Raw genomic sequence first — 13,616 nt, 5'->3', positions numbered from 1 at the left:
CAGGCAAGCCAGCGCCCACAGTTTTTAACCGCGTTGGGTCAGTAGCCCACGGTGAAACGCTGGCGGGAGTGCTTTGGTGATTCCACTTCGTCGATAAGGGCAATCGCGTAATCAGCAAAACTGATCCAACTACGCCCTTCACGGCTCACCAACAAATCGTCCTTGCCTACACGGAATTTACCGGTGCGTTCGGTCTCAACAAACTCCGCCGAGGGCGACAGGAAGGTCCAATCCAGTTCCTTCTCCTGACGCAGCGCATCGAGAAACGCAGCCCCCGCACTGGCCTCGGCTTTGTACTCTGCCGGGAAGCCTTCGCTGTCGATCACCCGACCGCCACCCGGCAGCAACAGCGAACCGGCACCGCCCACCACCAGCAGGCGTTTCACCCCGGCTTTTTTCACCGGCCCGATCACGGCGCTGGCGGGCAGGGTGGCGAAGTGTGCGGCGCTGATCACCACATCGCTGCCGCTGACGGCGTGTTGCAGGGCATCTGCGTCCAGTGCGTCAACCTGTTTGACGGTGACGCCAGGGCGAACGGCCAGCTTGTCGGTATTACGTGCGATGGCTACAACGCTATGCCCACGGCGCAGCGCTTCTTCCAGCAGTTGGCTACCGGCACGGCCAGTGGCCCCAATGATTGCAATCTTGCTCATGACGTTCTCCAGGACGGTTAAGGTTTGAAACGCTTCACCACTTCATTTCGCCCTTGGCGACTTTGGCGCTCAGCTCCAGCGAGCTCTCGTCAGCGAGGGTGGGGTAACGCTTTTTCATGGCCGCGATCAGGGCAGCGGAATCCTTGGCTTTGGCGGTCTCGACGTCAAAGGCCTTGATGTAGTCGGCGGTAAAGGCCACCGATTTCAACGACGGTGTGCCCAGGTAATGGCCTGGAACCACGGTGCGAGGTTTGAGCTGTTCGATGCGTTGCAGGGTGGCGAGCCAATCTTTGTGGGATTGCGCGCTCTGGGTGTCGGCCATCCACAGGTGGATGTTTTCAGCGACGAGCACACCACCGACCACGGCTTTGATCGACGGGATCCATACAAAGCTGCGATCCGGCTGCGGGCCATCCAGACCGATGACATCCAGTTGTTGGCCTTCGAGGGTCAAGCTGTGGCCTTCAAGCACCTGCGGGACGATGGTTTTGGCCGGATTGTCGGCGCCCATTTTCGGGCCCCAGAACTCAAGTTTTCCGACAACGGTCGCCTTGATGTGGTCGACCACCGGTTGCGGTGCAAGCACCTTGGCGTCGGGGAACGCGGCGGTGAGGGTGTCGAGGCCGAAGTAGTAGTCCGGATCGCCATGGCTGATGTAGATGGTGGTGAGGTGTTTGCCGCTGGCGCGGATCTTTTGCACCAACTGCTCGGCCTGGCCCTTGCCGAATTGCGCGTCCACCAGGATGGCGTCCTTGGCACCGCTGACCAGCACCGAGCTGACCGGGAAGATCGCGGCTTCGCCTGGGTTGTACACGTCCAGCGTCAGGTCGGCCGCAGCCGCATGGGCGGCGAAGGCCAAGGCAGCGGTGGCCAGGGTCAGGCGCTTGAAGGTTGAGAACATCGGACAGCTCCAGCATGGGTAAGGGATGCACAGAGCTTAGTTGCACAAAACCAGACTAAAAATGCGATGCTGGGACATAGTTTGTTTCTAAAATCGGGCAAATCATGGATCGTCTTCAAGCAATGCGCGTGTTTGTCACGGTGGTGGACCTGGGTAGCCAGTCCGCCGCCGCCGACCATTTGGACCTGTCGCGGCCGGTGGTGTCGCGCTACCTGGCCGAGCTGGAAGACTGGGTCGGCGCACGTTTGCTGCACCGCACCACGCGCAAGCTCAGCCTCACGGCGGCCGGCAGTGAAACCCTGCCACGTTGTCGGCAAATGCTGGAACTGAGCGGCGATATGCAGGCCGCTGTCAGCGAGCCCGACGACGCGCCCCGCGGCCTGCTGCGCCTGAGTGTCAGTACGTCTTTCGGCCAGGCGCAATTGGCGCAGGCCATCGCCGAGTACGTCAAGCGCTACCCGCGGGTGACGGTTGACCTGCAGATGCTCGACCGCACGGTGAACCTGGTGGATGAGCGTATCGACTTGGCCATCCGCACCAGCAATGACCTGGACCCCAACCTTATCGCCCGCCGGCTGACGGTGTGTCGCTCAGTGGTCTGCGCCACGCCGGCTTATCTACTGGAGCATCCGGCCCCGCAGAAAGTCGAAGACCTGGCCGGGCACAACTGCCTCACCCACTCTTATTTCGGTAAAAGCCTGTGGCATTTCGAAGAGCGTGGCGAGCACGTTTCGGTGCCCATCAACGGCAATATCACTTCCAACGAGGCCAGCACCTTGTTGCGCGTGACGCTGGCCGGGGCAGGGGTGTCGATGCTGCCCAGTTACCAGGCCGGCGACTACATCCGCCGCGGTGAACTGGTACGCCTGCTGCCCGATGCAGAGCCTCGCCGGATGAACATTTACGCGGTATACGCCTCGCGCAAGCACATGCCATCGGCGCTGCGCAGCCTGTTGGATTTCCTGGTGGTGCGGTTCCCGGAAGAGCCCGCATGGGATGCGGGTCTCTAGGTCGACATAACCGTGTTGAATGTCGCCTGATAATGGCAACTCGCGCGCGTTGACCTATGCTTTGGATAGCACCCTGTAGATCCGCTCAGAGGTCTGTGCCATGAGTATTAAAACCAGAAAATACCTGATGATTTTCAGCCTGTGCGCACTCGCCAGCGCGCTGTACGGGGCTGCCGCCTACCGTGTGGAGCAAACGCGTCTGCAGCCGACCTTTGCGATCAGCTGCCATCAGGACCAATGTGTTCCGCGTACCGGCAGTTTCAGTGCCTTGCGCTAAAACCGCCCGCTCCCACAAAAGCTCGCGCTTACATTCAGCTTTGCGGCGCGTCGGCCTTCAGCTGTTCGCGAAACGCCTTGGGCGAAAACCCGACCCGTCGGCGAAACAGCCGTGAGAAGTTGGTCGGGTCGGAAAAGCCCAACACCTCCGACATTTCATTAATGGTCATGCTGGTGTAAGTCAGCAGACGCTTGGCTTCCAGCAACTGGCGGTCATGCATGATCTGCAGCGCAGGCTGCCCACCCAACTCCCGACATGTTCCGTTCAGGTGTGAGACCGAGATCCCCAGCTTGTGGGCCAGGTCCTCGATCTTCGGGTGTTCGCGGTAATGCTGCTCGACCAGTTGGGTAAAGCGCCGGAAGTATTCACGCCCCCTGGGCGCCCGAGGGTGGCGATGCTGGATGGCCTGGCGGCTGATCCACACCAGCAGCACGCTGACCAGCGCATGCATCATCATGTCCCGCGCTGGCTGGTCGTCGGCGTATTCATCCTGCAGACGGGCAAACTGACTGTTCAGGTAATCACTGTCTTTGCCTGCCGGGTAACTGCCCAATGCCTGCAAGCCGTCTACCGTTGCGCCCAGCTGTGCTTGCAGATGGCTGACCAGCGGCGCTGCGAGCGTCACGACATAGCCTTCAACATCCTCGGGAAAGCGAAACCCGTGCACACACAACGGCGGCAATACCTGCAGGGTCGCTTCATTCAAGGTGGTGCGCTGGCCTTCGATTTCCAGCTGTGCCTGGCCTTTGTGCACGTAGAGCAGTTGGCACAGATCCGCGTGCCGGTGGGGTTGGATTTCCCACTGGTATTCCCGACTGCGCCGGGAAATGGTTTCACAGTGCAACAAATCGGGGGTCGGCCATTGCTGGTCTTCCCCGTAAAGCTTGAAGACCGGAATCGCGGTTTTGGTCATGGTTTCAATCCGATACGCAGGACAGTGGTGCGGTAATCGCCCCAATTGGCAAAAAGCGCAGGCTTTGGCTCAGTTTTCACCTTCTTATGCTGCTCGCTCAAGTGAAAAATGTCAGCAACAAGACCAATGACAACTCTTTCACCCTGTCCGTTCGGGTGGAACTTGCGGGCCATAAAAATAATGAAAACGCTGAAAACCCAAGTCGCCATCATCGGCGCCGGTCCCTCTGGACTGCTGCTCGGTCAATTGCTGCACAATGCGGGTATCGAGACCCTTATCCTAGAGCGCCAGAGCGCCGATTACGTGCAAGGGCGCATTCGTGCCGGGGTGCTGGAGCAAGGCATGGTCGACCTGTTGAGGCAGGCCGGCGTCAGCCAGCGAATGGACAGCGAAGGCCAGGTGCATAACGGATTCGAGCTGGCGCTGAACGGCCAGCTCACCCATATCGACCTCAAGGGCTTGACCGGCGGCCAGTCGGTGATGATCTACGGCCAGACCGAAGTCACCCGCGACCTGATGGCCGCGCGTGCCGCCGCTGGCGCCACCACTTTTTATGAAGCCCATAACGTGCAGCCCCACGGCCTTAAAAGTGATCGACCCTGGCTGACGTTTGAGCACCAGGGTGAGGCGTTTCGCCTGGAGTGTGACTACATTGCCGGTTGCGACGGTTACCACGGCGTTGCGCGCCAATCGATCCCGGCCGAATCGCTCAAGGTCTTCGAGCGGGTCTACCCCTTCGGCTGGCTGGGTATACTGGCCGACACGCCGCCCGTGCACGCTGAGTTGGTGTACGCCAAGCACGCGCATGGCTTTGCCTTGTGCAGCATGCGTTCGTCGACCCGCAGCCGCTATTACCTGCAAGTGCCGCTGGAAGAACCTATTGATGAATGGCCTGACGCACGCTTCTGGGACGAGCTGAAAACCCGCCTGCCCAGCCACCTCGCCGAGAACCTGGTGACCGGTCCGTCGATCGAAAAAAGCATCGCGCCGCTGCGCAGTTTCGTGGTGGAACCGATGCAGTACGGCCGCCTTTTCCTGCTGGGCGACGCGGCGCATATCGTGCCGCCCACCGGCGCCAAGGGCTTGAACCTGGCGGCGAGTGACGTGAGCACACTGTATCGGATTCTGCTCAAGGTCTACGGCGAGGGGCGCGTGGACTTGCTGGAACGCTATTCCGCCATCTGCCTGCGGCGGGTGTGGAAGGCCGAGCGGTTTTCCTGGTGGATGACCTCGATGTTGCATCAATTTCCCGAGGCGGACGGTTTCAGCCAGCGCATTGCTGAGAGTGAGCTTGAGTACTTCATCCACTCCGAGGCAGGGCGCAAAACCATCGCAGAAAATTACGTCGGACTTCCTTACGAAGCTATCGAGTAGCCTGCTATCGTATCGAGCATTCCCGCGGGCCGACTTTCCCGCGGGCCCTGCTCGAAGGTCTTGCCGTGACGCACCTCAATCAGCCCGCTCCGCCGCTTCCCGCTGTGCGCAGTATCCTCGCCTCACTGATGATGGCGATCTTCCTTGGTGCCCTGGACCAGACCATTGTCGCAGTGTCCATGCCGGCCATTTCGGCGCAGTTCCACGACGTCAACCTGCTGGCCTGGGTGATTTCCGGCTACATGGTGGCGATGACCGTGGCCGTGCCGATCTACGGCAAGCTCGGCGACCTGTATGGGCGCCGGCCGATGATGCTGATCGGCATGGGCCTGTTCACCCTGGCCTCGCTGTTCTGCGGCATGGCGCAAAGCATGGAGCAACTGGTGCTGGCGCGGATCCTCCAGGGCATCGGCGCCGGCGGTATGATTTCAGTGAGCCAGGCGATCATTGGCGACATCATCCCGCCCCGTGAACGCGGACGCTACCAAGGCTATTTCAGCAGTATGTACGCGGTGGCCAGCGTGGCCGGGCCGGTCCTCGGCGGCTACACGACCGAGTACTTGTCGTGGCGCTGGGTATTTTTGATCAACCTGCCATTGGGCGCCGGCGCCTGGTACGTGGCCCATCGCACCCTGGTGGGGCTGCCGGTGCCGCAGCGCAAGCCGATCATCGATTACCTCGGCACCGTGCTGATGATCGTCGGCCTGACCGCGTTGCTGCTGGGCATCACCGAAATCGGCCAGGGCCATCATTGGCGTGACAATGAAGTACTGGGCCTGCTGGCGTGTGCGCTGCTGGCGTTGAGCCTGTTTGTCTGGCACGAACGCCGCGCGCGTGAGCCGTTGTTGCCGATGCATTTGTTCGCCAACCGCAGCGCGGTGTTGTGCTGGTGCACGATTTTCTTCACCAGCTTCCAGGCGATTTCCCTGACGGTGCTGATGCCGCTGCGTTATCAGACGGTGACCGGCTCAGGTGCCGACAGCGCCGCCCTGCACCTGCTGCCGCTGGCAATGGGCTTGCCGATGGGCGCCTATTTTGCCGGGCGCATGACCTCGGTGACCGGGCGTTATAAACCGATGATCCTCAGCGGCGCGCTGTTGAGCCCCTTTGCGATTCTCGGCATGGCCTTGAGCGCGCCTCAGGCGGTGGGGCTGACAGCCGTGTTTATGCTGCTGTGCGGGATCGCGGCCGGCATGCAATTTCCCACCTCGCTGGTGGGCACGCAAAACTCGGTGGAACAACGCGATATCGGCGTCGCTACCAGCACCACCAACCTGTTCCGTTCCCTCGGTGGGGCAGTGGGGGTGGCGTGCATGTCGGCGCTGTTGCTGGCGCTGTTGCAGGATTCCAGCTTCGCCCACCTGGCCAGCGGCGCGCTGGCCGTTGAAGGTAGCTCCGGTAATGTGTTGCTTGATGGCCTCAACGCTGCTCCCGGCCCGGCGCAGGACGCCTTGCGCGGGGAATTGGCGGTGACGTTCCGGCATTTGCTGATGGTGAGTGCGGCGGTGTCGTTGTTGGGCTTGGCGGCGGCGATTGCGATGCCCAACCGCGTGCTGCGCGGTCGCGAAGACAAGGCAAAATAACCGGCATGATGCAGTTCAAAATGTGGGAGCTGTCTTGCCTGCGATAGCGGTGGTTCAGCTTGCACAGCTGTTACTGATACACCGCTATCGCAGGCAAGCCAGCTCCCACAGGAGATTGCATTTCAAGTCCAATCAGGGGCTGTAGTAACCCACCGCCACCATGAAATGCCCGACCTTGCGCACATACGCATGCTTGTTCTCGACCTTGCCGGTCACCGGGTTTTTCCAGCGGTATGTGTATTCACCCTGGTCCTGCTCGGCCATCAGCTTGAGGATCGGCTCGCCCACCGGCTTGCCGTCGGGGTCCTTGATCTTGCTGAAGTCGGTGTTGATCAGCCGCAGGGTGGTGCCGTGGGCCACGTAGCGTCGGGTATTGAGGTCGACGACAAACACGTAGAGGTCATCCTGCAAGAAGCCGCCTTGCAAGGAGTTGATCGCCTTGAGCGTGCCCGACTCATCCTTGAGCAATGCGTTCACTGCCTTGTTGCGCAGGGCGCGTGCCTGTTCCGGTGTGGCCCGTGGCAAGTAATAACCCACGGCCAGGATGCGTTCGCCCACGCGCTGGTAGAACACGTGCTTGTGCTCGACCTTGCCATCGTTCCAGTTCTGCCAGCGGTAATCGGCCTGCTGGATGCCCTGGCCTTCCGGCACCTTCAGCGCGTCTTTAAATGACTGGCGCAGATCCGGTCCCAGTACGTCGGACACATCGCGTCCGATCAAGGCGGAGGAGGGCCCGCCACTGGCCAGCAGCACGCCCTGGGTATCGACCACGAACACATAGCGATCCTGATCAATAAACTCCCCCTGGCGACTGAACGCGGCAAAGGCCTTGTCGCCGTTGCTCTGGTAGTAGGCCAAGGCTTTCTCCAGCAGCGCCTTGGCCGCCTGCGCATCCTCATCCTGAGCCGTCGCGGCATGCACCTGGCTGAAACACAACAGCAGCAGCCAGGTGATTCGAAGCAATCGCGTCATAACCTATCCCTCGTTTTTATTGATGTGCCAAGAGCGTAGCTCAGGGCGCCGCCAGCCATTGACTGACGATGCCGTCATACACCCCGGTGGCCACGCTCAGGTGCAACCATTGGTCGACATAGCTTTTCCATGCCACATCATCGCGGGGCAGCATGAAGGCTTTTTCGCTGTACTGCATCTGCCGCTCAGGGTTGACCGCGCACAGCCCTGGCTTGAGCTTTTGCTGGTAACGCGCTTCGCTGGCGTCGGTGATCATCACGTCGGCCTTGCCCGCCAGCAGTTCGTCGAAGATGGTCACGTTGTCATGCAAGCGGATTTGCGCCTGGCCCAAGTGGGCGCGCGCGAATATTTCGTTGGTGCCGCCGGCGGGCTCGATCACGCGGACCTGCGGTTGGTTGATCTGCTCGACGGTCTGATAACGCTGCACATCGGCGCAGCGCACCAGCGGGATCTTGCCGTCGACGCCGAGGGCCTGGCTGAAGAAAGCTTTTTTCTGGCGCTCCAGCGACACCGAAATGCCGCCCACGGCAATGTCGCAGCGTTGGGCGAGGAAGTCCGGCATCAGGGTTTTCCAGGTGGTGGGCACCCACTGGATTTTGGCGTTGAGGCTCTTGGCCAGGGACTCGGCCATGGCGATGTCGATGCCTTCGTAGCTGCCATCGGCGCGCAGGGAGGTGTAGGGCTTGTAGTCGCCGGTGGTGCAGACGCTGAGCGTGCCGCGTTGGAGCACCTGGTCTAGACGCGAAGGGGCGGTGTCGGCCAGGGCGCTGGTGGCCATACCTAATACACACAGGGCAAAAAGAGCTTTCATGCGGTCGAGTCCTTGGGGCATGGTCTTGGGCGGTCATTATTTCCAGCGTTGGGCAGGGTGGCAAGGCGCTGCGAATGTTTAGCCAAGTCGCAACCAAACTCCATCAACCCTGAATTTACCCACCTGTGCAGGCGTGTGAGGCTGGCCGCTATCTTCAGCACTGTGATCCCTGCATGGACGGCTCTCCCGACACCCTCCCCGCGACACTGCCGTCCGATCTCGCGTTCTGGGCCTTGTTCCACTGCCGTCACGCACGCCCACCAGATACCTCATTCCTACGTTGATCCATCCCTTGGATGGCGTGCACCTGCGCGTCTGCTTTACACAAACGTATGAGAATGCCCATGAGTGTGTTTGCCTGCCTGAACGAAGCCCGGTCTTACCTCGAACACAACCCGGACATCGAAATGTTCGAGCTGTTTATCCTCGACAACAATGGTGTGCCACGCGGCAAGTTGCTGCACCGCGATGAGCTGCTGGCGGTGTACGAGAGCGGCCGGCCCTTGCCCAGCACTATCCTGGGCCTGACCATCAATGGCGACGACGTGGAAAACTCCGGGTTGGTGTGGGAGGTGGGCGATATCGACTGCCGCGCCTACCCGATCAGCGGCAGTTTGCAGCGCATGCCGTGGCGGCTGATCCCGACGGCGGCGGTGCAGGTCAGCATGCACCCCACCGAAGGTCTGCCCGCCACCGTGGCTGATCCCCGGCATTTGCTGGCCAAAGTGATCGACGGGCTCAAGGCCGATGGTTATTACCCCGTGATGGCGGCGGAGTTGGAGTTTTACCTGCTTGACCAAAAACCCGACAGCAATGGCCGGCCACAACCGGCGCGGGATGTGGATGGCGGGCGCCCGCGTTCGACCCAGGTCTACGGCCTGCGCGAGCTGGAACAGATCGAGCCGTTCCTCGCCGACCTCTACAGCGCCTGCAAACTGCAAGGCATCCCGGCGCGCACGGCGATTTCCGAATACGCCCCCGGTCAAGTGGAAATCACCCTTGAACACCGTACCGACGCCCTGCAAGCCATGGATGAAGCGGTGCGCTATAAACGCTTGGTCAAGGGCGTGGCGCACAAACACGGGATGACCGCCTGCTTCATGGCCAAGCCGTTCGATGACCTGGCTGGTACTGGCATGCACATGCACGTGAGCCTGGCGGACGCCGCGGGCAATAACCTGTTCGCCAGCGAAGCCACTGACGGCACGCCGCTGCTGCGCCAGGCGGTGGGTGGCATGCTCAGCACCTTGCTCGATTCGCTGTTGCTGTTCTGCCCCAATGCCAACTCTTACCGTCGCTTCCAAACCAACAGCTACGCGCCGCTGGCCGCCACTTGGGGCGTGGACAACCGCACCGTCAGCCTGCGTGTGCCTGGTGGGCCGGCCAACTCCCGGCATATCGAACACCGCATCTGCGGCGCCGACGCCAACCCTTACCTGGCGGCTGCCGCAATCCTGGCCGGCATTCACCGTGGCATCCGTGAACAGCGCGACCCCGGCGCTCCGGTGGAGGGCAACGGCTACGCCCAGGCCAAGGAGCTGCTGCCGACCGACTGGCTTACCACTCTGCGCGCGCTGGAAGGTTCAAGCTGGGCGCGGGAGGCATTTGGCAGTGAATTCCTCGGCGTGTACCTGGCGGTAAAACGCGCTGAGTATCGCCAGTTCATGGGCGAGGTAGGGGAGCAGGATTGGCGCTGGTATTTGCATCAGGCGTGAGCCGGTGAAAGGGCGGTGGTGGCTTCGACCTTTTTTTCACGTTGTGGTGTTTAATCTGCCAATCAAGGTCGTTCACTACTGTTCTACTTACATGAGCCCGCGATGCCGTCACCACCACCATCCTCCATCGAGATCGAATACGCCGAGCGCTGTGACCGTGAGCACGCTCGGGTTTGCGGCGATACGCGCCCGCCGGGACTGCGGCGGCGCCTGGCGTCATGGCGCGACGAGTGGCTGGTGCGCCAGGCGTTGAAGGTCGCCGGTGAACCTGGGCTGGTGCTCGATCTGGCCTGCGGTTCCGGGCGTTTCTGGCCGGTGTTGGCCGAACACGTCAACCGGGTGATCCTGGCATCGGACAATTCCCAGGACATGCTCGACCACGCACGCAGTCACCACCCGGCGTCCTTGCTCAAACGAGTCAAGACGTTTCAGGGCTCGGCATTTTCAATCGGCTTGTCGGCGAACGCAGTGGACTGCATTTTCTGCCTGGAGTTGTTTCGCCATGTCCCCAGCAGTGAAGGGCGCTTGGCGTTACTGCGCGAATTTCACCGGGTCAGCCGCGACACGGTGATCGTTTCTGTCAATTCTCGTACCGCCGTAGAGGACGAGTTTCGGCAGGCCGGCTTCAAGGTCCTGAATTATCAGGAATTCATGCCAGGCTCAAGCGTGTGGCGGGTTTACGTACTGCGTAAGAGAGGATAAGTCCCGCCTGTCGGACTATTCTTCAAGTCTTGCCTGAGTTTTCATGGTCGCCTCTGCACTGCGGATGCTCGCAAGTCCCTTTCGCGATATATACTGCGCGCCATTCTTCAAGGGAGAGCCGTGTGGCCATCGATATTCACTGGATCTGCGACAACGATAGCCTCGGCCAGCATTGCGCCGAATGGCAGCAGTTGCCATTCGTCGCCCTCGACACCGAATTCATGCGGGTCGACACCTTTTATCCTATTGCCGGGCTGATCCAGATCGGTGATGGCGTGCGCGCTTACCTGATCGACCCCCTGACCATCGACAACTGGCAACCGTTGGCCGCCCTCCTGGAAAACCCGGCGGTGATCAAGGTGGTGCACGCTTGCAGCGAAGACCTGGAAGTGTTGCTGCGCCTGACCGGCAGCCTGCCGGTGCCGTTGTTCGATACCCAATTGGCTGCCGCTTATCTGAATCTTGGCTTCTCCATGGGCTATTCGCGCCTGGTGCAAGCCGTGCTGGATATCGAACTGCCCAAGGGCGAGACCCGTTCGGACTGGCTGCAGCGGCCGTTGTCCGAGACGCAGATCAGCTACGCCGCCGAAGACGCGCTGCACCTGGCCGAGGTGTACATCCGTCTGCGTCCGCGGTTGTCCGACGATAAATACGCCTGGGTGTTGGACGATGGTGCCGAATTGGTCGCCAACCTGCGCCGCGAAGTCGACCCGTACGAGGTGTACCGCGACGCCAAGCTGGCGTGGAAACTCTCACGTGCCCAACTCGCCGTGCTGCGTGAGCTGTGTGCCTGGCGCGAGCAGCAAGCCCGCGCCCGTGACCTGCCGCGCAACCGCATCATCCGCGAACACGCGTTGTGGCCCCTGGCCAAATCCCAGCCGGATAACCTCGCCGCCCTGGGCAAGATCGAAGACATGCACCCGCGCACCGTGCGTCAGGACGGCCCGTTTCTGCTCGACCTGATCAAACGTGCCGGCAGCGTGCCGATGGACCAATGGCCACCTGCCGTTGCCGAGCCTTTGCCGGTGGATGCCGCTGCATTGATCAAGCAACTGCGCGCCTTGGGCCAAACGTTCGCCGAGCGCCTGGACATGGCTCCGGAACTGATGCTGCGCAAGAAAACCCTCGAAGCCCTGGTCAAAAGTGGCTACCCCGATGGGCCTTATAAATTGCCAGACTCGCTGCGTGGCTGGCGCCGTGAGTTGATGGGCCAGGCGCTGCTCGACAGCCTGGCCACTGCCGGAGAACAGCCTTGAAACGTATTTGCTCCATCTATCGCAGCAAGAAAAAAGACGGGATGTACCTCTACGTGCTGAAAAGTGATGCTTTGGAGCGCGTGCCTGAACCCTTGATGGACGCCTTCGGCAAGGCGCATCACGCGTTTGACATGGTGCTGACGCCGGAGCGCAGACTGTCCCGTGAGGACATCGCCGTGGTCCTGGAAAACCTCGACAAGCAGGGTTACCACCTGCAAATGCCGCCGGCCGAGGACGAGTACATCGAACACTTGCCCGAAGAGCTGCTGCGCCGTAACGACCCGATGTGATCGGTGAGTGCCCTGTTCAGGGCACAGTCTTCAATGGAATCGTATAAGTGGGCGGTGGCCGTAAGGATGCGGGCGGCCGTCCGTATTGTTTTTGAAAGGTTTGAACCATGCGTGTTCTGATTGCTGAACAGGATCACCCGCTCTACGCTCGATTGCTGGGTGACCTGGCCCCGGACCTTGAGGTGCTGACCAGCGGCGACTCCGCCGAACTGTCGCGCCTGGCCGCCGATTGCCCGGTATGGCTGGGCCAGCCCGACCTGCTGGCGACGTTGTTGCGCCAGGGCCATCATCCGCAATGGCTGCAATCGACCTGGGCTGGCATTACGCCGCTGCTGGCCGAAGGCTTGCCGCGCGACTACCGCCTGACCCGCGCGGTCGGCATCTTTGGCCAGGTCATGGCTGAATTTGTCCTCACCTATATGCTCGGCCACGAGCGCGAAGTGTTGGCGCGCCTGGTCAGCCAGGTCGAGCGCAAGTGGGACAACCGCTTGGGCCAGAGCCTGGCGGGGCGCAAGGCGTTGATCGTCGGCACCGGCGACATCGGGCAGAGCGTTGCCGGGTTCCTCGTGCCGTTTGGCGTGAAGCTGTATGGCATCGCAAGCGAAGCGCGTGAGCAGGCACCGTTTCTCGAAGTGGCTGGGCTCGACCAACTGGGCCGGCTGGTGGGGGAGGTGGACTACGTGATCAACCTGCTGCCCAACACGCCGAATACCCATGACGTGTTCGACGCAGCGCTGTTCAAGCAATTCAAGCCGACGGGGGTGTTTATCAACGTCGGGCGCGGTGTGGCGGTGGTCGATGCTGACTTGGTCGAGGCCTTGAAGGAAGGGCATTTGGCGGGCGCAGTGATCGATGTCTGCCGTCAGGAGCCGCTGCCGCAGCGTCATCCGTTCTGGACCGCCTGGGGGTTGTTGTTGACTGGGCACAGCTCGGCGCCGACTTCGCCGCCGATGATGGTGGCGCTGTTCCTGGAAAACCTGCGCGCGTATCAAGCAAAGACTGCGTTGCGCGGTGAAGTGAGTTTCGAGCGCGGGTACTAAGTCGACCTGCTACTCGAGCCACATCTGCCCTTAGCTCTTGCCCCTGACATGAACCCTGACAGTTGCGCTGGAACCTCCTCACTGGGTTTGTACACCCAGTGAACGCCTAGGCCGCTAAT

The 13,616-nt window shown here is 61.3% G+C and carries 14 protein-coding genes; 9 read left to right on the top strand and 5 right to left on the bottom strand.

Annotated elements, in window-relative coordinates; translation table 11 throughout:
- Positions 1-38: 38 nt before the first annotated feature.
- Positions 39-653: an NAD(P)-dependent oxidoreductase gene (locus tag AACY30_RS11730; protein WP_339471203.1), complete on the bottom strand. Its 615-nt coding sequence runs from the start codon at positions 651-653 to the stop codon at positions 39-41.
- Positions 654-687: 34 nt separating this feature from the next.
- On the bottom strand, positions 688-1,554 hold the full coding sequence (locus tag AACY30_RS11725) for an MBL fold metallo-hydrolase (protein WP_339540352.1): 867 nt from the start codon (positions 1,552-1,554) through the stop codon (positions 688-690).
- Positions 1,555-1,658: 104 nt separating this feature from the next.
- On the opposite strand from AACY30_RS11725, the gene AACY30_RS11720 reads away from it, so the two are divergent.
- Together AACY30_RS11720 and AACY30_RS11715 are read left to right on the top strand one after the other, a co-directional pair.
- Complete coding sequence (locus AACY30_RS11720) at positions 1,659-2,564, top strand: LysR family transcriptional regulator (RefSeq protein ID WP_339540351.1); 906 nt, start codon at positions 1,659-1,661, stop codon at positions 2,562-2,564.
- 100 nt (positions 2,565-2,664) lie between these two features.
- The gene (locus tag AACY30_RS11715) at positions 2,665-2,841 is read left to right on the top strand and encodes a hypothetical protein (protein ID WP_339414912.1); all 177 of its coding nucleotides are present in this window, start codon (positions 2,665-2,667) and stop codon (positions 2,839-2,841) included.
- 34 nt (positions 2,842-2,875) lie between these two features.
- Here the strand turns inward: AACY30_RS11715 and AACY30_RS11710 are convergent, their stop codons facing one another.
- Positions 2,876-3,754, bottom strand: coding sequence for a helix-turn-helix domain-containing protein (locus tag AACY30_RS11710; protein WP_339540350.1), 879 nt, complete (start codon positions 3,752-3,754; stop codon positions 2,876-2,878).
- A 189-nt stretch (positions 3,755-3,943) separates the two neighbouring features.
- Between AACY30_RS11710 and pobA the strand changes: the two genes are divergently transcribed.
- Together pobA and AACY30_RS11700 are read left to right on the top strand one after the other, a co-directional pair.
- Positions 3,944-5,128: a 4-hydroxybenzoate 3-monooxygenase gene (pobA, locus tag AACY30_RS11705; RefSeq protein WP_339540437.1), complete on the top strand. Its 1,185-nt coding sequence runs from the start codon at positions 3,944-3,946 to the stop codon at positions 5,126-5,128.
- Positions 5,129-5,193: 65 nt separating this feature from the next.
- Positions 5,194-6,711 (top strand): MDR family MFS transporter, encoded by a 1,518-nt coding sequence (locus tag AACY30_RS11700; RefSeq protein ID WP_339540349.1) that lies wholly within the window; start codon positions 5,194-5,196, stop codon positions 6,709-6,711.
- Positions 6,712-6,843: 132 nt separating this feature from the next.
- Here AACY30_RS11700 and AACY30_RS11695 read toward each other — a convergent pair whose 3' ends face one another.
- Together AACY30_RS11695 and AACY30_RS11690 are read right to left on the bottom strand one after the other, a co-directional pair.
- Positions 6,844-7,683 carry a cache domain-containing protein gene (locus AACY30_RS11695; RefSeq protein WP_339471198.1) on the bottom strand — a complete coding sequence of 280 codons (840 nt, stop codon included), beginning with the start codon at positions 7,681-7,683 and terminating at the stop codon, positions 6,844-6,846.
- Between the two features lie 40 nt (positions 7,684-7,723).
- Positions 7,724-8,494 carry a transporter substrate-binding domain-containing protein gene (locus tag AACY30_RS11690; protein WP_339471197.1) on the bottom strand — a complete coding sequence of 257 codons (771 nt, stop codon included), beginning with the start codon at positions 8,492-8,494 and terminating at the stop codon, positions 7,724-7,726.
- Positions 8,495-8,838: 344 nt separating this feature from the next.
- Here AACY30_RS11690 and AACY30_RS11685 point away from each other — a divergent pair, with 344 nt between their 5' ends.
- The 5 genes from AACY30_RS11685 to AACY30_RS11665 all read left to right on the top strand — a co-directional run bounded on the left by AACY30_RS11685 (position 8,839) and on the right by AACY30_RS11665 (position 13,497).
- On the top strand, positions 8,839-10,209 hold the full coding sequence (locus tag AACY30_RS11685) for a glutamine synthetase family protein (RefSeq protein WP_339471195.1): 1,371 nt from the start codon (positions 8,839-8,841) through the stop codon (positions 10,207-10,209).
- Positions 10,210-10,311: 102 nt separating this feature from the next.
- Complete coding sequence (locus AACY30_RS11680) at positions 10,312-10,911, top strand: class I SAM-dependent methyltransferase (protein ID WP_339438721.1); 600 nt, start codon at positions 10,312-10,314, stop codon at positions 10,909-10,911.
- Positions 10,912-11,033: 122 nt separating this feature from the next.
- Positions 11,034-12,167, top strand: a complete 1,134-nt coding sequence (gene rnd / locus AACY30_RS11675; protein WP_339471194.1) for a ribonuclease D — start codon at positions 11,034-11,036, stop codon at positions 12,165-12,167.
- Positions 12,164-12,457 carry a YcgL domain-containing protein gene (locus AACY30_RS11670; RefSeq protein ID WP_339540348.1) on the top strand — a complete coding sequence of 98 codons (294 nt, stop codon included), beginning with the start codon at positions 12,164-12,166 and terminating at the stop codon, positions 12,455-12,457. The genes rnd and AACY30_RS11670 overlap by 4 nt, the downstream gene beginning before the upstream one ends.
- A 107-nt stretch (positions 12,458-12,564) precedes the next feature.
- Positions 12,565-13,497 carry a D-2-hydroxyacid dehydrogenase gene (locus AACY30_RS11665; protein WP_339471193.1) on the top strand — a complete coding sequence of 311 codons (933 nt, stop codon included), beginning with the start codon at positions 12,565-12,567 and terminating at the stop codon, positions 13,495-13,497.
- Positions 13,498-13,616: the final 119 nt, after the last annotated feature.

Origin of the sequence: Pseudomonas sp. RA_5y_Pfl1_P24, assembly GCF_963970945.1 — a bacterium.
GTDB classification, from domain to species: Bacteria; Pseudomonadota; Gammaproteobacteria; order Pseudomonadales; family Pseudomonadaceae; genus Aquipseudomonas; species Aquipseudomonas tritici.
Note: the sequence above shows the minus strand (reverse complement) of the source record. Positions and strands in the feature narration are given on the sequence as shown.